Below are 19,631 nucleotides of genomic sequence, written 5' to 3' on the forward strand. Positions count from 1 at the left end.
ACGCCCTTACGTTCGTCGCCATGGAGTTGGAGCTGCGTCACCTGCGGACCGTCCGGGCCATCGCCGAGGCGGGCAGTCTGACCAAGGCCTCGGTGGCCATGGGATTGGCCCAACCCGCTCTGAGTACTCAGCTCAAGCGGATAGAGCGCTTGTTGGGAGGCCAGCTGTTCGAGCGCGGTCGGAGCGGAGTGCGGCCGACCCCGCTCGGTGAGCTGGTGCTGGACCGGGCCAAGGTGCTGCTCCCGGCGGCGCAGGAGCTGCAGGAGGAGGCGGTCCGGTTCGCCAACGCGGACGGCGGACGGCGCCGCTTCCGACTGGGAGCGACCCACGGGCCGCTGCTCGGCGCCCTGGTGGACCGGCTGGTGGCCGAGTACCCGGGAGCGGCCGTGAACACCGCGACCTCCTGGTCGACCCAGGAGCTGACCGGCCAGGTGGCCAGCGGACGGCTGGACTACGCCCTGGTGGGGGTCTGCGGGCAGAGCCGTCCGGCGGGGGCGGCGCAGCTCGCCTGGCGGGAGGTGGGCACCGACCCGGTGTTCGCCATGCTCGGGGAGGGGCATCCGCTGGCCGGGCGCGCGGAGTTGGGGCTGGAGGAGCTGGCGCGGGAGCAGTGGGCGGTGGTGCCGGGGGAGGGCTGCTTCGCCGACTGCTTCTCGGCGGCCTGCAGCCGGGCCGGCTTCGCCCCGGCGGCGATGTACGAGACGGACACCGCCTCCTGCGTCCACCTGGTCCAGGTCGGCCGCGCGGTCGGCCTGGCCCGGGCCACCTTCCCGCCCACCTCCGGCGTGGTGACGGTCCCCCTCGCGGGGGACCCGCTCACCTGGCGCCACCTCCTCGGCTGGCACCCGGAGTCGGCCGAGGCGGGCACGGCCGCCGAGGTCACCCGCTACGCGCGGCGCGCCCACACCGAGGCGGCCGGCCGCAGCCCCTCCTACACCGCCTGGCGCGCCCGCCGGTAGGGCTCGGCGAAAGTGGCTACGCCTCTGGGGGCGCGAGGAACTGCGCGAAGCGGAAGGCGGCCCAGTGCTGGATCGGGGCAGGTGAGCCAGTTGCAGCTCGTGCCGTTCCCCCGCGCGCAGTTCCTCGCGCCCCTTGCGGGGCGCACCGCACCTTCACAGCGCAGGGGTGTCCAGGAGGTCGACCGTGGTCGGGGTGGCGTCGCCGAGTTCGAGGAGGAGGAGGGTGTTGGCGCCGGGGCGGAGGAGGGGCTGGGGGCAGAAGAGGGCGGTCTGCGGGCCCCGGGCGTCGTAGCGGCCGAGGAGGAAGCCGTTGACCCAGAGGTAGCCGTGGCGGCCCTCGGGGACGGCCAGCCAGGTGTCGCCGGTGGCGTCGAGGGTGAGCGTGCCCCGGGCGAAGGGGCCCTCGCCGGTGAACTCCAGGGCGGGCAGCGGGGCGTGGAGGTCGAAGGCGGCCACCTCGCAGCCGTGCAGGTACTGCCGCTCGTGCCGCACCCCGCCGGTGATCCCCTTCGAGTCCCCGGTCAGCGGGCCGTAGTTGACCCGGCCGAGCGAGCTCACCAGCAGCTCCAGCTCCACCCCGCCGGGCACCACGACCGGCTCGTCCGCCGCGCCCCGGCGCAGCTCGGCGACCCGCTTGCCGTCCACCCGCAGCTCCGCGCGGTCGTGCAGGCCCTCGACGGTGAGCGGGAGTTCGGGCCGCTCGGCGGGGACCCGGAAGACGTAGCGGACCACCCCGTGCTCCAGGCCCAGCTCCTCGAAGCTCGGCGGCACCGGGTGCGCGGCGGCCGGTCCGAACGGGATCGGCGCCCGCCCGGTGAGCTCGACCGTGCGCGGCGCGAGCACCGGCGGCAGCTCGTACGGCAGCGCCTCGCCCAGGAACCGGGCCTGCTCGGGGTGGGCGGCGGCGAACTCGGCCAGCACCTCGGCGAAGAGGGCGTACTTGGCGGCCGGGGCGCCGCGCTCGTCCAGCGGGGCGTCGTAGTCGTAGGAGGTGGTGACGGGCTGGTACGGCGAGTCGGTCCAGTCGGTGGAGTTGAACGGCGGGTCGGCGTGGTTGGCTCCGGCGCCGGTGCCGAAGTTGGTGCCGCCGTGCGCCATGTAGAGGTTGACGGAGCCTCCGGCGGCCAGGATGCGGCGCAGGGTGTCGGCGGCGTCGGCCGCGTCCCGGCTGTGGTGCGGCTTGCCCCAGTGGTCGAACCAGCCGTTCCAGTACTCCATGCAGAACGGCGGGTCCTCGGGGCGGTGCCGGTGCAGCACCTCGAAGGCGCCCTCGGGGTCGGAGCCGAAGTTCACGGTGGCCAGCACGCCGGGCAGGGTGCCGCCGGTGAGCATGTGGTCCTCGGGGCCGTCCGAGGTGAACAGCGGGACGTCGACGCCCCGGGCCGACAGCCCGTCGGCGAGGTGGCGCAGGTAGGCGGCGTCGCTGCCGTAGGAGCCGTACTCGTTCTCCACCTGGACCATCAGGACGTTCCCGCCCCGGGTGGTCTGACGCTCCACCACCGCCGGCAGCAGCGCGTCGAAGAAGCGGTCGACCGCGGCCAGGTACTCCGGGTCCGAGGTGCGGGCCCGGCGGCCGACCCGGGCGGTCAGCCAGCCCGGCAGCCCGCCGTTGTCCCATTCGGCGCAGATGTACGGGCCGGGGCGGACGATCGCCCACAGGCCCTGGCGGGCCGCCTCGTCCAGGAAGGCGGGCAGCTCGTCCAGCCGCTGGTACTCGCCGGGGCGGGGCTCGTGCAGGTTCCACGGGACGTACGTCTCGACCGTGTTCAGGCCCATCGCGCGCAGGGCGGCCAGCCGGGCCGGCCACTGCTCGGGGCGGGTGCGGAAGTAGTGCACTGCGCCGGACAGGATGCGCAGCGGACCGCCGTCGAGACGGAAGCCGGTGGAGTCGTAGGTGAGCATGCACTCCAGCCTGCCCCAGAGCGGCAGGTCGAAGCCATGGACAAACCCCTGGGTGTGTTGGACTGTCGGAGTCCGGCGGCGGTCCCGTGCCGCGCACGGCGCGAGGAGGTGACGGTGGAGCAGTGGTGGTGGTACCTGACGCCCGCTCCGGCCCAGCTGGCGACCGGGCTGGCCTGCCTCGGGGTGGGCCTGCAGAGCGGGGTGCTGCCGACGGTGGGGCCGCGCACCCTGGACCACTGGGTGGCGGTGGTGGTCACCAGCGGCCGCGGGTGGTACGAGAGCCCGGACGGCGCCCGGCATCCGGTGGCCGCCCCGGCCGTGCTCTGGCTGCGCCCCGGTGAGCCGCACCACTACGCGCCGGACGCGGAGGGCTGGTCGGAGTGCTTCGTGGACTTCACCGGCTCCGGGCTGGCCGGCTACGCCGAGCTGGGCCTGCTGCCGCCGCTGCGGGTCACCCCGCTGACCACCGCCGAGCCGGCCCAGCGGGTGGTGTCCCGGATCGCCGCGGCCTGCCGCCGGGGCGGCCCGCTGGTGGACGTGGAGAGCTCGGCCGAGGTGCACCAGCTGCTGGTCGAGCTGCGCCGGCACCGGGCCGACGTGGACGTGGCGGGGGAGCCGGTGCTGGAGGTGCTCCGGCGGGACGCCTGCCTGCCGCTGTCGATCGCCCAGCACGCCCGGCGGGCCGGCCTGTCGGTGGCCGAACTGCGGCGCGCGGTGCGCTCGGTGGGCGCGGTCGGGCCCAAGGAGTACCTGCTGACGGTCCGTCTGAACGAGGCCAAGCAGCTGCTCGCGGCCAGCGGGCTGCCGGTCGCGGCGGTGGCCCGCCGGGTCGGCTACCAGGACCCGGCCTACTTCACCCGGATCTTCACCCGCCGGGTCGGGATGGCGCCCTCGGCCTTCCGCGCCCAGCAGTACCGGGGCGGTGCCCAGCTGGGCGGGGCGGAGCGGCGGGAGCGGGCCACCGGGGGGCCGGGCCGGGTCACCGGGTAACCTCGATGACCGTGGACCCCAAGACCCGAATGCGAATCGTGAGCGGCGCGCTGGCGCTGCTGCTGGCCGTGGTGATCGTCAGCGCCCTGCTGCGGCGCTGACGCGGCGGAACGCGAAGACCCCCGGGGCAGTGCCCCGGGGGTCTTCGCGGTGTCGTGCCTAGAGCTGCTCGACCACGTAGTCGACGCAGGCGGTGAGCGCCTCGACGTCGGCCGGGTCGACGGCCGGGAACATCGCGATCCGCAGCTGGTTGCGGCCCAGCTTGCGGTAGGGCTCGGTGTCCACGATGCCGTTGGCGCGCAGCGCCTTGGCGATCGCGGCGGCGTCGATCGACTCGTCGAAGTCGATGGTGCCGACGACCTGCGAGCGCTCCTCGGGCTTGGCCACGAAGGGGCTGGCGAAGGAGGACTTCTCGGCCCAGCCGTACAGCCGCGCGGCCGAGTCGGCGGTGCGGGCCGTCGCCCAGTCCAGACCGCCCTGACCGTTGATCCACTCCAGCTGGTCGGCCAGCAGGAAGAGGGTGGCGATCGAGGGGGTGTTGTAGGTCTGGTCCTTCGAGGAGTTGTCGATCGCGGTCGGCAGGTCGAAGAACGGCGGAATGTACCGGCCGGACGCCGCGATCTCGGCGGCGCGCTCCAGGGCGGCCGGGGAGAAGGTGGCCAGCCAGAGGCCGCCCTCGGAGGCGAAGGACTTCTGCGGCGCGAAGTAGTAGACGTCGGTCTCGGTGATGTCCACCGGCAGGCCGCCGGCGCCCGAGGTCGCGTCCACCAGCACCAGCGAGCCCGCGTCCGCGCCCGCGGGGCGGGCGATCGGCATCGCCACGCCGGTGGAGGTCTCGTTGTGGGTGAGCGCGTAGACGTCCACGCCGGCCTCGGCGACCGGGAGCGGGTGGGTGCCCGGCTCGGTCTTGATCACCGAGGGGTCGGCCAGCCAGGGCGCGGCCTTGACGGAGGACGCGAACTTGCTGGAGAACTCACCGAAGTTGAGGTGCTGGGACTTCTCGCGCACCAGCCCGAAGGCGGCGATGTCCCAGAAGGCGGTGGAGCCGCCGTTGCCCAGCACGACCTCGTAGCCCTCGGGGAGGGAGAACAGGGAGGACACGCCCTCGCGGACGCGCTTCACCACGTTCTTCACCGGCGCCTGCCGGTGGGAGGTGCCGAGCAGGGAGGTACCGGTGTCGGCGAGGGCCTTCAGGGCCTCGGGCCGCACCTTCGAAGGGCCGCAGCCGAAACGGCCGTCGGCGGGCTTGATGTCAGCGGGGATCTGGATCTGAGCCACGCCCGCAGCCTACTGCCCGGGCTCGTCAACTGGGCACCGCCGTCCGCCCGCTGAGATGTGATCTTCCCCGCTCAGCGGCCTGCGGCCGGCCCGGCCCGGGCAGGCGGAAGCCGCCTCCGGCGGGGGCGGGGCGGAGGGGTGGGGGAGTGACGCAGGTGCGGAGCGGGCCCGGCGACAGCCGCCGGGCCCGCTCGAAAGAGTGACTGCGCGTCAGTGCGCGATCGACTCGTAGCCCTCGACCTCGCGCGGGCTGCGCGGGCCGGGGCCGATGTAGCGGGCGGCCGGGCGGACCAGGCGGCCGGTGCGCTTCTGCTCCAGGATGTGCGCGGACCAGCCGGCCGTGCGGGCGCAGGTGAACATCGAGGTGAACATGTGCGCCGGGACCTCGGCGAAGTCCAGCATGATGGCGGCCCAGAACTCCACGTTGGTGGCCAGCACGCGGTCGGGGCGGCGGTTGTGCAGCTCCTCCAGCGCGGCCTTCTCCAGCGCCTCGGCGATCTCGAAGCGCGGTGCGCCGAGCTCCTTGGCGGTGCGGCGCAGCACGCGGGCGCGCGGGTCCTCGGCGCGGTAGACGCGGTGGCCGAAGCCCATCAGGCGCTCGCCCTTGTCCAGCGCGTTCTTGACCCAGGCCTTGGCGTCGCCGGTGCGCTCGATCTCCTCGATCATGCCGAGCACGCGGGACGGGGCGCCGCCGTGCAGCGGGCCGGACATCGCGCCGACCGCGCCGGAGAGCGCGGCCGCCACGTCGGCGCCGGTGGAGGCGATCACCCGGGCGGTGAAGGTGGAGGCGTTCATGCCGTGCTCGGCGGCCGAGGTCCAGTAGGCGTCGATCGCCTTGACGTGCTTCGGGTCCGGCTCGCCGCGCCAGCGGATCATGAAGCGCTCGACCACGGTCTCGGCCTTGTCGATCTCGCTCTGCGGGACCATCGGCAGGCCCTGGCCGCGGGCCGACTGGGCCACGTAGGAGAGCGCCATCACGGCGGCCCGGGCGAGGTCGTCACGGGCCTGCTCGGCGGAGATGTCGAGCAGCGGCTTGAGGCCCCAGACCGGGGCGAGCATGGCGAGCGCGGACTGCACGTCGACCCGGATGTCACCGGAGTGCACCGGGATCGGGAACGGCTCGGCGGCGGGCAGGCCGGGGTTGAACTTGCCGTCCACCAGCAGGCCCCAGACGTGGCCGAACGAGACGCTGCCCACCAGCTCGTCGATGTCCACACCGCGGTAGCGGAGTGCGCCGCCCTCCCGGTCGGGTTCGGCGATCTCGCTCTCGAACGCGACGACTCCCTCGAGCCCGGGTACGAAGTCGGACATGGACGGCTCCTTCAGTGATCCGTTGGACGGGCCGCCGATGGTGGGGCGGCCGCGCCGGTGACCGTTGGTGGATTGGCACTCGGTGTCAGAGTGGCAGGCACGGAGTGCATTGCGCCAGACACCACCACGGTGATGTTCCCTGCGGACGCTCCTGCCGGGTCCGGCGGCGCTGACGGACCATCTGGGCATTTCCGGACGGAACCGGAGGTTACTCCGGCCGACCAGGGGCGGAGCGGTGGCGAGACACCTTATCTCCCACCCGGGTTTGCCGGGACGTAGCGGTATCCGACGCTTGTCGTACGGGATGATGTTGCCGTGCCTACCGCGGATCGTCACCCGACCCCTCCGACCAAGCCGACCGCCGGAACCCCGGCCGAGCCCCGGCCCGCGCCGGACCCGAGCGTGATGCGCCGGCATTACCAGCACGAGGGGCTCGGCGAGAAGCAGCTCGCGGCCGACCCGGTGGCGCAGTTCACCGAGTGGTTCCAGCAGGCCGACGAATCGGGCGTGCCGGAGCCCAACGCGATGGTGCTCTCCACCGCCGACGGGCAGGGGCGGCCGAGCTCGCGCACGGTGCTGCTCAAGGGGTACGACCACCGCGGCTTCGTCTTCTTCACCAACTACGGCTCCCGCAAGGGCACCGAGCTGGCCGCCAACCCGTGGGCCTCGCTGCTCTTCCCGTGGATCGTGATCTCCCGTCAGGTCATCGTCAGCGGACGGGTGGAGAAGGTCGGCCGGGACGAGACGGCGGCCTACTTCCGCACCCGCCCGCACGGTTCGCAGCTGGGTGCCTGGGCCAGCGAGCAGTCCAGTCCGGTGAGCTCCCGCGAGGTGCTGGAGCAGCGCTACGCCGAGCTGGAGCGGCGCTACCCGGAGGGCGAGGGGGTGCCGGTGCCGCCGTTCTGGGGCGGGTACCGGGTGGTGCCGGACACCGTCGAGTTCTGGCAGGGCAGGGAGAACCGGCTGCACGACCGGCTGCGCTACGCGGCCGGGCCGGGCGGCTGGCGGGTGGAGCGGCTCTGCCCCTGATCGTGCGTGCGCTGACCCTACGTCAATCGCAGTAGCGGCAACTAGCCTGAAGTGATGGATTTCTGGCCATTTGCACGGTGCGCGGGGGTGTCCTGCTGCTTCACTTGGCGGTAATCGGGTGGGCCCGCCCCCGCGGGTTTCCCCGCTTCCCCCGCGTTTCATGCGCAGAAACGAGACTGCAATGGTCACCGCACTCGCCATCCGGCCTGCTGACCGCGACTCCGTCGAGGAGCCCGCCCCACGGGCCTCGCTCGCCGCCCTCGCCGCCCTGGGAACCGACCGTCTCACCGCCGATCTGCACCGGGCGCTGCCCGGCGGGGACACCGGCCAGGTCGCCGTGGCGGCCTTCAACTCGTCCATCTGACGGTCGCCGCACAGTCGAAGCCCGGTCATGCCCCCCGCCCCGCCGCAGGTCCCGTTCACGCAGTTCGTCCTCAAGGTGCACAGCCGCTGCGACCTGGCCTGTGACCACTGCTACGTGTACGAGCACGCCGACACCAGTTGGCGTGGCAAGCCGCGCACCGTCTCGGAGCCCGTGCTGGCAGCTGCGGCGGCCAGGATCGGGGAGCACGCCCTGGCCCACCGGCTGACGGCCGTCCACGTCGTGCTGCACGGCGGGGAGCCGCTGCTCGCGGGCCCCGCCGTGCTGCGCCGGGCGGCCGAACTGCTGGCCGCCGCGCTCCCCGAGGGCTGCGCGCTGGACCTGCGCATCCACACCAACGGCGTCCGGCTGACCGAGGAGTTCTGCGAACTCTTCGACGAGCTCGGCATCAAGGTCGGCGTCTCCCTCGACGGGGACCGGGCCGCCAACGACCGGCACCGCCGCTACGCCGACGGCCGCTCCAGCCACGCCAAGGTGCTGGCCGCCGTCGAGCTGCTCCGCCGCCCCGCCTTCCGCCACCTGTACGCCGGGCTGCTCTGCACCGTCGACGTGGAGAACGACCCCGTCGCCGTCTACGACGCGCTGGTCGCCCTCGCCCCGCCCCGGATCGACTTCCTGCTCCCGCACGCCACCCACGACGAGCCGCCCAAGCGCCCGGAGGCGCTCGGGCCGACCCCCTACGCGGACTGGCTGCTGGCCGTGCACGAGCGCTGGACGGCGCACGGCCGCCCGGTGCCGGTGCGGGTCTTCGACTCGGTGTACCGCACCCTGCGCGGGCGCTCCAGCCTGACCGAGTCGCTCGGCCTGGACCCGGCCGACCTGGTGGTGGTGGAGACCGACGGCACCCTGGAGCAGGCCGACAGCCTGAAGACCGCCTTCGACGGTGCGCCCGAGACCGGCTTCGACGTCTTCGCGCACACCCTGGACCAGGTGGCCGACCACCCGGGCATGCGGGAGCGCCAGTCGGGCCTGGCCGGGCTGAGCGAGCAGTGCCGGGCCTGCCCCGTGGTCCGCTCCTGCGGCGGGGGCCTGTACGCCCACCGCTACCGGAGCGGCCGCGGATTCGACAACCCCTCCGTCTTCTGCGGGGACTTGATGAAGCTGATCACCACCATCCGGGACCGGATCACCCCCGTGGCCGCCGTCCCGGCCCAGCCCGGCTCGGCCGAACGGCCGCTGACCGAGGCTCAGTTGGACGAGCTGGCGCACGGCCTGGGCGGCGCCGGCACCGTCCGCGCGCTGGCCGCCGCCCAACTCGGGCTGACCAGAAGGCTGCTGGCCGCCCTCTCGGCCGGCGCTCCCGAACCCTGGGCGCTGCTGGCCGAGTTGGACACCGACGCGCCTCGGGCGCTGGACGCGGTGCTGGCCCACCCGTACGCCCGGTCCTGGGCGGTGCGCTGCCTGGAGCGCGAGCCCGGCGGCGACCTCGGCGGCTTCGCCGAGCTGGCGGCGGCGGCCGCGCTGCGGGCCGGGCGGGAGTTCGCACTCCCGGTGCCGGTCCGGGACGGGGCGGTGCACCTGCCCACCCTCGGCCGGGTCCTGGTCGGCGGAGGCGGCGAGGCGGTGCTGCAGGGCACCGCCGACGGCTTCGCGGTGCGCGGGGTGACGGTCGGCTGGGACGCGCCGGGGAGCGCGGCCTGGCAGCCGGTGCGCCGGGTGGAGCTGCCCGGCGGCCCGACGCTCGCCCTGGAGGACACCGACCCGCAGCGGGACGCCCACCAGTGGCCGGTGGCCGGGCGGCTGCCCGAGGACGAACTGCTGGGCTGGACGGGCGCCCTGCGGGAGGCCTGGGAGCTGCTCCGGCGGGACCTGCCGGAGTACGCCGAGGGCCTGCCGGCCGGGCTGTCCACCGTCACCCCGCTGCGGCCCGGCCCGGACGGACGGGACGTCAGCGCGGCTGCCCGGCAGGCCTTCGGCGCGGTCGGGATCGCCCGCCCGGCCACCGCCCCGACCCTGGCGCTGCTGCTCGCCCACGAGTTCCAGCACGTCAAGCTGGGCGCGGTGCTGGACTTCCACGAGCTGTACGACCCGGCCGACGAGCGCACCTACCACGCCCCCTGGCGGCCGGATCCGCGCCCGCTGGAGGGCCTGCTCCAGGGCACCTACGCCCACCTCGCGGTGACGGCGTACTGGGGCACCCGGGTGCGCGCCTACGACGGCCTGGCCAGCGCGGCGGCCGAGCACGCCCGGGTGCAGCTGGCCACCTGGCGCGCGCACACCGCCCGGGCGGTGGAGACGCTGGCCGGCTCCGGCTCGCTGACCGCCCTCGGGCTGCGGTTCGCGGACGGGATGCGGGCCACCGTGGAGCCCTGGCTGGCGGTCGAGGCCGGCCGGGCGGCCGAGCGGGCCGCCGCCGAGCGGTCGGCGGCCGTCGGGTGATCGGCGCGGCGGAGCTGGAGCGGGGCCTGCGGGAGCTCGGCGTCGAGGAGGGCGAGACCCTGCTGGTGCAGTCCTCGCTCCGCTCGCTGGGCGAGCTGGACGGCGGCCCCGAGGCGCTGCTCAAGGCGCTGCTCGCGGTGCTCGGCGAGAGCGGCACCCTGGTGGTCTACACGGCGACCCCGGAGAACTCCAACACCTCCCGGCTGGCGCTCGCCCCCACCCTGGGCATGACGGACGAGCAGAAGCGGGAGCACTGGCGCACACGCCCCCCGTTCAACCCCGACACCACCCCCACCTCCCGCATCCTGGGCCACTTCTCCGAGGTGGTCCGGCTGGCCCCGGGCGCCGTCCGCAGCCAGCACCCCCAGACCTCCTTCGCCGCCCTCGGCCGCCGGGCCGTCGAACTGACGGAGGATCACCCGCTCGACAGCCACCTGGGCGAGGGCTCGCCGGTCGGGCGGCTGCGGGCCTGGCGGTCCAGGGCGCTGCTGATCGGCGTCCCGGTCTGGTGCTGCACCGCGCTGCACCTGGCCGAGTACCTCCAACCCGACCCCCCGATGCAGACCTACGGCTGCGTGCTGCCGGACGGGAACTGGACCTCCTTCGAGGCGGTGCACCTGAGGGACGAACACTTCCCCGGCATGACCGGCGCGTTGGAGCGGATGCCGAGCCTGGTCACGGGCCCGCTGGGCGAGGCGGACTGCTTCCTGATGGACGTCGCGGACGGCGTGGCGGTGGCCGACCGGCACCTGCGCGGCTGACGGCCCTATTCCATTGGAGAACCAGCCCTTCCTACACTGAAGGCCCTCTGTGGGGGAACGGCACACCTGGGAGAGAGAACACACCGGATGTCTCGGGGGAGGCGCGTGTGTACGACGAGGAATCTGGTGGGTGGGACGAGGGAGCGGAGCGGCCGTACTTCTTCCTGAGCTACGCCCACGTACCGCGGGCCAGGACCAAGGGCGCCGGCGACCCGAACCAGTGGGTCAGCCAGCTCTACGAGGACCTCTGCGAGGCGGTCCTGGCCCTGACCGACTACCGCTCCGGCCGCCCGGTCGGCTTCATGGACCAGTCCATGCACCAGGGCCAGCTCTGGGCCAAGCGGCTGTCCCAGGAGCTGGCCACCTGCCGGGTGTTCGTCCCGCTCTACTCGCCCCGCTACTTCTCCAGCCTGGCCTGCGGCCAGGAGTGGCACTCCTTCACCCAGCGTCCGGTCTTCCCGGCGCGGCAGACCTCCGAGCGCACCAGTGGCATCGTGCCGGTGCTCTGGGTGCCGATGAGCGACCGTCAGCTCCCCGAGGTGGCCCGCCAACTCCAGTTCAACCACCGGGGGTTCGGCCGTGAGTACGAGGACGAGGGCCTGTACGCGCTGATGCGCCTGGGCTACTTCCGCAAGGCCTACGAGCTGGCCGTCTTCCGGCTGGCCCGGCGGATCGTCGAGGTGGCCGAGAACACCGTCATCCCGCCCGGCCGCGCGCTGGACTTCAACGCCCAGCCGAGCGCCTTCCCAATGCCGCGCACCAAGCAGCTGCGGATCTCGGTCTACTCGTACGCGCAGTCCGAGCTCCCCGAGGGTCGCAATCCGGACTACTACGGAACCCGGCGGCAGGACTGGCACCCGTACCAGCCGGCCTCCGCCCGGCCGGTGGCCGAGCACGCGGCCAGGGTGGCACGGCAGTTGGGCTTCGAGCCGACCGTGCACGAGTTCGAGGAGGACGAGGCCGAGCTGCTCGCCGGCGCCCCGCCGAACGCGCCCGGCCTGGTGCTGCTGGACCGCTGGGCGCTCAAGGACGACGAGCGCCGGCAGGCGGTGGCCCGCTTCGACCAGCGCAACCCGCCCTGGGTCAGCGTGCTGGAGCCCTGGAACGCCGACGACCCGGACTGCGTGGCCGAGGACCGGCCGCTGACCGAGCTGAGCGCCCGCACCCTGCGGTACAAGCGCCGGGAGTCCAAGCCCAGCTTCCGGGACGGATCGGGCGAGTTGAGCTCGATGGCCGACTTCGAGGAGGCCCTGCCGCGCGCGGTGATGCGGGCCAAGTACGCCTTCGAGGACCGCACCGCCGCGGAGACCACCCCGCCCGGGCAGCAACGGGATTCGGGCCGCTTCCGCCCCCGCCTGAGGGAGGCCTTCGACCAGGACCCGCCGAGGGACCGCGGAAGACCTTCGTACGACCCGCACGACGAGCCGCCGGACGACGAGGAGGAGGGGCCCCAGCCGGGCCGCTTCGGGGGAGGACACCGATGACCGACAACCCGACCAGGAAGCTGCGACTGCCGGGCCAGGCAGCCGCCCCGGCCGAGGAGGCCCGGCCCGCCGGCGGCGAGGACCGCCAGGGCCGGGTGGTGACGTTCTACTCCTACAAGGGCGGCACCGGCCGCACCATGGCGCTCGCCAACACCGCCTGGATCCTGGCCGCCAACGGCTTCCGGGTGCTCACCGTGGACTGGGACCTGGAGGCCCCGGGCCTGGCCAAGTTCTTCCGCCCCTTTCTTGACCAGGGCGCCCTGGCCGGCACCACCGGGATGATGGACCTGATCACCGACTACCGGGAGGAGGCCCTGCGCGAGGTCGACCACCCGCCGGGCTGGCACCGGGACTTCGCCCGCGTCCACCCGCACGTGCTCTCGCTCTCCTGGCCGGGCTTCCCGGCCGGCGGCAGCCTGGACTTCCTCTCCGCCGGGCAGCTGAACCGGGACTACTCCGAGGTGGTCGGCCGGCTCGACTGGGACCTCTTCTACGACCGCTTCGACGGCGGCCAGTTCTTCGACGCCCTCAAGCGCGACATGAGCCGCCGCTACGACTACGTGCTGATCGACAGCCGCACCGGCCTCTCCGACATCGCCGAGATCTGCACCGTGCAGATGCCGGACGACCTGGTGGTCTGCTTCACCCTCAGCGACCAGAGCATCGAGGGCGCCTCCAAGATCGCCCAGCACATCAACGACCGCTACCGCGAGCGCGGCATCCGCATCCTGCCGGTGCCGATGCGCATCGACGAGGGCGAGAAGGAGAAGGCGGACGCCGGCCGCGCGCTGGCCCGGCTGCGCTTCGCCGGACTGCCCGAGGGCCTGGCCGACGAGGACCTGTCCCACTACTGGGGCTCGGTGGAGATCCCGTACCGGCCCTTCTACGCCTACGAGGAGATCCTGGCCACCTTCGGCGACCAGCCCGGCACCCCCACCTCGATGCTGGCCGCCTGCGAGCGGCTCACCACCGTGCTCACCCGGGGCCGGATCTCCGCGCTGCCGCCGATGGACGAGGAGGTCCGGCTGCACTGGGTGGACGCCTACACCCGGCGCCGCCCGACCGCGCCCGCCGACCTCTACCTCTCCTTCGTCCCCGAGGACCGGATCTGGGCCGACTGGATCGCCGCCGTCCTGGAGAGCGCCGGCTTCCGGGTGGTGCCCCGGGACATCGGCGCCGGGGCCGACTCCCGGCTGGAGACCGAACGCGGCATCGACGCCGCCTCCCGGACCGTCGCGGTGCTCTCGGCCGGCTACCTGAGGGCCCCTCAGGCCCGGGCGCTGTGGGACTCGATGGGCGGCTTCGACCCCTCCGGCACCCGCCGTCAGATCGTCCCGGTCCGGGTCGGCGACGTCCGCCTCACCGCCCCGTTCAGCGGCCGCAACCCGATCGACCTGGTCGGCCGCGACGAGACCCAGGCCGCCGCCATCCTGCTGCGCGCCCTTGGCCGGGCCGAGACCGAGGCCGACCCCGAGGTGGTGATCCCGCGCTTCCCCGGCACCAAGCCGGCCTACTGGTCGGTGCCCCAGCGCAACCCCTCCTTCACCGGCCGGGCGCGGGTGCTGGAGGAGCTGCGGGACAGCCTGGTCGGCGGTCCGATGGTGGTGCTGCCCACCCCGCAGACCCTCTACGGCCTCGGCGGCGTCGGCAAGACCCAGCTGGCCATGGAGTACGCCCACCGCTACATGTCCCACTACGACCTGGTCTGGTGGATCGACGCCGAGCAGACCGACCTGATCTCCACCGCGCTGGCCGAGCTCGCCAACCGGCTCGGCCTGCGGGTCGGCGACTCGGTCAACGAGGCGGCGGAGGCGGCCCGGGAGGCGCTGCGCAAGGGCACCCCGACCCCGCGCTGGCTGCTGATCTTCGACAACGCCGACGAACCGTCGGAGATCCGCCGGTTCTTCCCCGGCGGCTCCGGCCACGTCCTGGTCACCTCGCGCAACCAGGCCTGGTCCGGCCAGGCCGGCGTGCTCGGGGTCGACGTCTTCACCCGCGGCGAGTCCATCGAGCACCTCACCCGCCGCACCCGCGGCCTGTCCCGGGCCGACGCCGACCGGGTCGCCGAGGCCGTCGGCGACCTCCCGCTGGCCGTCGAGGTCGCCGCCGCCTGGCTCGACACCACCCGCACCCCCGTCGACACCTACGTCGCCCAGCTCCACCAGGAGGCCACCCGGGCCCTCGCCGTCGGCCGCCCCGCCGACTACCCGACCCCGGTCGGCGCGACCTGGAACGTCTCCATCGCCCGCCTGCGCGAGCAGTCCCCGGCGGCGGTGCGCCTCCTCCAGCTGTGCGCCTTCATGGCCCCCGAGCCGATCTCCATGGACCTGTTCTACAGCGACCAGATGATCCGCTCGCTGGTCCGCTACGACGAGGACCTCAGCGACACCTTCATGCTCGGCAAGGTGATCCAGGCGGTCGGCCGGTACGCACTGGCCAAGGTGGACGCCGGCTCCAACTCCTTCCAGGTGCACCGGCTGGTGCAGGCGGTGGTCCGCTCCGAGATGGACGACCCCGCCCGGGAGGCCGCGATGCACGAGGTGCACCGCATCCTGGTCGGCGCCCGCCCCGTGCTCGGTGACACCGACAACCCCGCCAACTGGCCCCGCTTCGAGAAGATCTGGCCGCACCTGGTCCCCTCCCGGGCCCAGGACTGCGACGAGCGCGAGACCCGCGAGCTGATGATCGACCGCGTCCGCTACCTCTGGAAGCGCTCCGACCTGGACCGCGCCCGCGCCCTGGCCGAACAGCTCGACCTCACCTGGACCACCCGGCTGGCCGGCGAGGCCAACGAACTCGAGGCCCGGCACCTGCGCCGCCAGGTGCTCAGCCTCAACTTCCAACTCGCCAACGTGGTCCGCTCCCAGGGCAACTTCGCCGACGCCCGGGCGCTCGACGAGCGCACCCTGGCCGGGCAGAAGGAGCTGCTCGGCGAGCACAACCCCTACACCCTGATGACGGCCGGCTCGCTCGGCGCCGACCTGCGCGCGCTCGGCCGCTTCCAGGAGGCGCTCGACCTCGACCTGGAGACCTACGGCCAGTTCCGCGAACTCTTCGGCGAGGAGAACGCCCGCACGCTCTCGGCCGCCAACAACCTCGCCATCGACTACCGCCTGGTCGGCGACTCCTCCGCCGCCCGCGACCTCGACCAGGACACCTTCGACCGCCGCCAGGCCGTGCTCGGCCCCCGCCACCCCTACACCCTCTCCAGCAAGTCCAACCTGGCCCGCGACCTGCGCGAGATCGGCGACTACAAGGGCTCCATCGAGCTGCTGCGGGAGGTGACGGAGGAACTGGCCGACGTCCTCCAGCCCGACCTCCCGGAGAACCTGCGCAACGCCAAGTCGCTGGCCGTATCGCTGCGCCGGGAGGGCCACCTCCGGGAGGCCCGCCAGCTCACCATGCAGACCTACGAGCGCTACCTCGACCGCTACGGCTCCGAGGCCGCCGAGACGCTGGCCTGCGCGCTCAACCTGGCCGCCGACCACAGCGCCTCCGGCGACAAGGAGGCCGCCCGCGACCTGGCCACCGCCGTCTACGAGGGCCACCAGCGCCTGTTCGGCGACGAGCACCCCTTCACCCTGGCCTGCGAGAACAACCTCGGCATCTACCTGCGCGGCAGCGGTGACGTCGAGGCCGCGATCCGCCGGGGCAGCCACACCGTGGACGCCCTGCGGTCCGTGCTGGGGCCCGACCACCACTACACCCTCAACGCGATGATCAACCTGGCCAACGCGTACGGCGACGCCGGCCAGGCGGCGAAGGCCGAGGAGCTCGAACGGGCCGCCTACGCGGGCCTGGTGAACCGCTACGGCCCCGGCCACCCCGACGCCATCGCCTGCGAGTCCAACCTGGCGGTCACCCTCCGCAAGTCCAACCCCGGCCAGGCGGCGGAACTGCGCGAACACGCCCTCACCGAACTGCTCAGGCTCTTCGGCGAGGAACACCCCAACACCGTGGCCTGCCGCGGCTGGAAGCGCATCAACCGCGACCTCGAACCCCAGCCCGTCTGACGAAGGTGGCTGCGCCCCGGCAGGGGCGCGGGGAACTGCGCGAGTCGGAAGGCGGCTCACCTGCAGCTGAAGCACCGTCAGCCAGTCGCAGGTGCTGCCGTTCCCCCGCGCGCAGTTCCCCGCGCCCCTGGAGTGACCAATTTCCAAAGGGGTAGCCTCGCGGCATGGATCAGGTACTGGTGACGCGGCGGCTCGTCGACGGTGTGGTGGAGCGGCTGGTGCCGTACTGCCGGGTGGAGCAGCACGACAGCGAGACGCCGATGGCCCGGGCGGAGCTGCTGGCGGCGGTCGCGGGCAAGGCGGCCGTGGTCACCACGTTGGACGACGTGGTGGACGGGGAGTTCCTGGACGCCGCCGGGCCGGGGCTGAGGGTGGTGGCCAACCACGCGGTGGGGTTCCACAACGTCGACACGGCCGCCTGTGCCGCCCGTGGGGTGACCGTCACCAACACCCCCGGTGTGCTCACCGAGGCGACCGCGGACTTCACCTGGGCGCTGCTGCTCGCCGCCACCCGCCGCCTCGCCGAGGGCGAGCGCCTGATCCGCTCCGGCGAGCCCTGGGCCTGGGCGCCCACCTTCATGCTCGGCACCGAGCTCAGCGGCGCCCGCCTGGGCATCCTCGGCATGGGCCGGATCGGCCAGGCGGTGGCCCGCCGTGCCTTCGGCTTCGGGATGGAGCTGGCGTACCACAACCGCTCCCGGCTCCCGGCGGAGCAGGAGCACGGCGCCCGCTGGGTCGGCCTCGACGAACTCCTCGCCACCTCGGACGTGTTGGTGGTCACCTGCCCGCTCTCCGAGGCGACCCGGCACCTCCTCGACGCCACCACCATCGCCCAACTCCCGCCCGGCGCGGTCCTGGTGAGCGTGGTGGCCGGGATCGTCGACGAGCTCGCCCTCGCCGCCGCGCTCGCCTCCGGTCACCTGTCCGCCGCCGCCGTGGACAACTTCGAGCGCGAGCCGGCCGTCCCGGCCGAGCTGCTGGCGCAGCCCACCGCCGTGCTGGCCCCGCACCTCGGCAGCGCCACCGTCCGGACCCGCCGCGCCATGGGTGACCTCGCCGTCGACAACGTGCTCGCGGTGCTGAACGGCAAGGCCCCCGTCACTCCGGTGGCCTGACGGCGCCTCAGCCCGCCGCCCACCGCAACGCCTCGGTCAGCACCGCCAGCGCGCCGAAGTGGGCGGCGCCGGGCTCCAGGTAGAGCTCGGCGCCGGGGATGTGCTCGGCCAGCCAGCGGGAGTGCTCCACCGGGGAGAACTGGTCGTCCGCGCCGTGCCACAGGCGGACCGGCACCGTGATGTCCTCGACCTTGAAGCCCCAGTCGGTGGTGAAGGCCAGGGCGTCGTCGATCCAGCCGTCCGCGCTGTAGTGGAAGGCGGCCGCGTAGGTGGAGAGCAGGCGGCGCCGGATTCCCGAATCGGTCACCACCACCCGGTCGGTGAGCGGGAGTTCGGGCACCAGGCCGTCGATCACGGCGGCCGGGTCGGCCTTCATCCGGCGGGACTTGGCCTGGAAGGAGGCGGCGAAGCGGTGCGGGCCGAGCTCGGCCTCGTGGTAGGCGCGCTCGTTGGAGGCGGTCATCCCGGCGTACCAGTCCAGGCCGTCCGCGTTCCGCGGGGCCAGGCTGACCAGCACCGCGGCCCGCCGCACCCGTCCGGCCAGCAGCGCCGCGCAGGCCAGCGCGTGCGGCCCGCCGCCGGAGCGGCCGAGCACCGCGAAGCCGTCGATCCCCAGCGCGTCGGCGATCGCCTCCACGTCGGCCGCCGCCGAGGCGACCTTGCGGCCGGGCAGCCGGGTGGACTCGCCGTAGCCGGGCCGGTCGAAGGAGATCAGGTGGACGCCGAGCCGGTACAGCACCGAGCTGCGCGGGCTGGGGCCGACCCGGCTGCCGGGGGTGCCGTGCAGCAGGAAGACGGGTCTGCCGTCCGGGTCGCCCCAGGTCTCCACCGCCAGCGTGCGGCCGTCCCCCACCTGCACCAGCTGTGACGACGCCATCGGGCTCCTCGGGGTCGGGGACGCCCTCGGGCGTCCGGTGGTGGGCGCCCGCCGGTGTCACATCCCCAACGGGTCGGTGGTGCGCACCTCGCGGCGGGCCTGCCAGGTGGTGTGCTCCCGGGAGATCGCGTCCTCGGCGTCCCGGGCCAGCCGGGCCCAGGTCTCCTCGGCGTCCGGGGTGTCCAGCGGGAGCTGGCTCAACTGGGCCTCGATCACCGCGAGTTCGGAGGCGGCGATGGAGTAGGCGGCGGCCTGCGGCCGGTACTGGCGCAGCTGGGCCCAGGCGGCCACCGAGGCGGCCACCGCGGAGACCGCGCCGAGCGCGTCGAAGCTGAACTCGCCGAGCGCCCGCAGCACCGCCAGCACCAGGCCGCCCAGCGGCAGCACCACGCCCAGCAGGTCGGCCCAGCGGGTGGCGTTGGTGCAGGAGCGGGCCTTGGCCCGGTACCACTCGCGCTGGGTCTTCACCCGCTCCCTGATGTAGACCTCGCGACGGACCGAGAGCGGCTGCTCGCGCAGCTGCCGCATGCTGTCGGTGATCTGCGGGTGCCGGGCCGGCCGGCCGGCCAGCGGTCCGCGCCAGCTCTGCAGCTCGGCCTGCACCCGGGCCAGTTGGGGGATCGCCCGGCTGGTGCCGAACTGGCCGAGGATGCCGCCGAGTTGGACGTCGTAGAGCCGCTCGGCATCGGGCAGGGTCTTCGGCGGCGGCTGGTAGGCGTCGGCCCGCACCGCGTACTTCCAGGAGAGCGTCTTGACCGACTCGGCGGCGGCCCGGCCCTCGTACCAGAGCCCCTGCGGGTTCTGCCGCCCGGCCACGGCGGCCAGCGCCACCGTGAACAGGTAGGCGGCCGCCGCCAGCCAGGCCGGCAGGGTGCCGTCGGCGGAGCCGGCGAAGGCGGCCACCACCAGGAGCACCAGCCCCCAGCGGGAGAGCGAGACGGCCCGCCGCTGCCCCTGGAGCGAGGAGGAGTCCGCCGTCCAGAACAGCTCGGGCAGCAGCTCGTCCTCCCGGACCCAGCCCATCGACCGCCCGCCACCGGCCACCGCCATCCGGACCCCCGTCGCTCGCGTCTTCCCCTCTCTACCTACTGCCCCGGGCGGAGCCCCGCTACGCCCGTCGGGGGGTTCAACTCCCGATGATCACAAGGGAG

14 protein-coding genes are annotated in these 19,631 nt (G+C 73.8%); 9 read left to right on the top strand and 5 right to left on the bottom strand.

Features of this window, described 5'->3' with window-relative positions; translation table 11 throughout:
• Positions 1 to 20 precede the first annotated feature (20 nt).
• Positions 21 to 959, top strand: coding sequence for a LysR family transcriptional regulator (locus ABD946_RS15205; RefSeq protein ID WP_345283822.1), 939 nt, complete (start codon positions 21 to 23; stop codon positions 957 to 959).
• Positions 960 to 1,112: 153 nt separating this feature from the next.
• Here the strand turns inward: ABD946_RS15205 and ABD946_RS15210 are convergent, their stop codons facing one another.
• Positions 1,113 to 2,861 carry a glycoside hydrolase family 35 protein gene (locus ABD946_RS15210; protein WP_345283824.1) on the bottom strand — a complete coding sequence of 583 codons (1,749 nt, stop codon included), beginning with the start codon at positions 2,859 to 2,861 and terminating at the stop codon, positions 1,113 to 1,115.
• Between the two features lie 108 nt (positions 2,862 to 2,969).
• Between ABD946_RS15210 and ABD946_RS15215 the strand changes: the two genes are divergently transcribed.
• Positions 2,970 to 3,851, top strand: coding sequence for a helix-turn-helix transcriptional regulator (locus ABD946_RS15215; protein ID WP_380149444.1), 882 nt, complete (start codon positions 2,970 to 2,972; stop codon positions 3,849 to 3,851).
• Between the two features lie 159 nt (positions 3,852 to 4,010).
• Here ABD946_RS15215 and serC read toward each other — a convergent pair whose 3' ends face one another.
• Complete coding sequence (gene serC, locus ABD946_RS15220; RefSeq protein ID WP_345283828.1) at positions 4,011 to 5,129, bottom strand: phosphoserine transaminase; 1,119 nt, start codon at positions 5,127 to 5,129, stop codon at positions 4,011 to 4,013.
• A 210-nt stretch (positions 5,130 to 5,339) separates the two neighbouring features.
• Complete coding sequence (locus ABD946_RS15225; RefSeq protein ID WP_345283830.1) at positions 5,340 to 6,440, bottom strand: citrate synthase 2; 1,101 nt, start codon at positions 6,438 to 6,440, stop codon at positions 5,340 to 5,342.
• Positions 6,441 to 6,845: 405 nt separating this feature from the next.
• Here ABD946_RS15225 and pdxH point away from each other — a divergent pair, with 405 nt between their 5' ends.
• From pdxH to ABD946_RS15260, 7 genes are all read left to right on the top strand, one after another.
• Complete coding sequence (gene pdxH, locus ABD946_RS15230; protein WP_345283972.1) at positions 6,846 to 7,469, top strand: pyridoxamine 5'-phosphate oxidase; 624 nt, start codon at positions 6,846 to 6,848, stop codon at positions 7,467 to 7,469.
• 181 nt (positions 7,470 to 7,650) lie between these two features.
• On the top strand, positions 7,651 to 7,833 hold the full coding sequence (locus tag ABD946_RS15235) for a hypothetical protein (RefSeq protein ID WP_345283832.1): 183 nt from the start codon (positions 7,651 to 7,653) through the stop codon (positions 7,831 to 7,833).
• 27 nt (positions 7,834 to 7,860) lie between these two features.
• Positions 7,861 to 10,230 (top strand): FxsB family cyclophane-forming radical SAM/SPASM peptide maturase, encoded by a 2,370-nt coding sequence (locus ABD946_RS15240; protein ID WP_345283834.1) that lies wholly within the window; start codon positions 7,861 to 7,863, stop codon positions 10,228 to 10,230.
• The gene (locus ABD946_RS15245; RefSeq protein ID WP_345283836.1) at positions 10,227 to 10,991 is read left to right on the top strand and encodes an AAC(3) family N-acetyltransferase; all 765 of its coding nucleotides are present in this window, start codon (positions 10,227 to 10,229) and stop codon (positions 10,989 to 10,991) included. The genes ABD946_RS15240 and ABD946_RS15245 overlap by 4 nt, the downstream gene beginning before the upstream one ends.
• A gap of 107 nt (positions 10,992 to 11,098) precedes the next feature.
• Positions 11,099 to 12,475: a TIR-like protein FxsC gene (locus ABD946_RS15250; RefSeq protein WP_345283838.1), complete on the top strand. Its 1,377-nt coding sequence runs from the start codon at positions 11,099 to 11,101 to the stop codon at positions 12,473 to 12,475.
• On the top strand, positions 12,472 to 16,488 hold the full coding sequence (fxsT, locus tag ABD946_RS15255; RefSeq protein WP_345283840.1) for an FxSxx-COOH system tetratricopeptide repeat protein: 4,017 nt from the start codon (positions 12,472 to 12,474) through the stop codon (positions 16,486 to 16,488). The genes ABD946_RS15250 and fxsT overlap by 4 nt, the downstream gene beginning before the upstream one ends.
• A 164-nt stretch (positions 16,489 to 16,652) precedes the next feature.
• Positions 16,653 to 17,603: a 2-hydroxyacid dehydrogenase gene (locus ABD946_RS15260; protein WP_345283842.1), complete on the top strand. Its 951-nt coding sequence runs from the start codon at positions 16,653 to 16,655 to the stop codon at positions 17,601 to 17,603.
• Between the two features lie 7 nt (positions 17,604 to 17,610).
• Here ABD946_RS15260 and ABD946_RS15265 read toward each other — a convergent pair whose 3' ends face one another.
• Together ABD946_RS15265 and ABD946_RS15270 are read right to left on the bottom strand one after the other, a co-directional pair.
• On the bottom strand, positions 17,611 to 18,480 hold the full coding sequence (locus ABD946_RS15265; RefSeq protein WP_345283844.1) for an alpha/beta fold hydrolase: 870 nt from the start codon (positions 18,478 to 18,480) through the stop codon (positions 17,611 to 17,613).
• Positions 18,481 to 18,537: 57 nt separating this feature from the next.
• On the bottom strand, positions 18,538 to 19,530 hold the full coding sequence (locus ABD946_RS15270) for a DUF4231 domain-containing protein (protein ID WP_345283846.1): 993 nt from the start codon (positions 19,528 to 19,530) through the stop codon (positions 18,538 to 18,540).
• Between the last annotated feature and the right edge of the window lie 101 nt (positions 19,531 to 19,631).

The organism is Kitasatospora albolonga (assembly GCF_039535905.1).
Classification (GTDB): Bacteria; Actinomycetota; Actinomycetes; order Streptomycetales; family Streptomycetaceae; genus Kitasatospora; species Kitasatospora albolonga.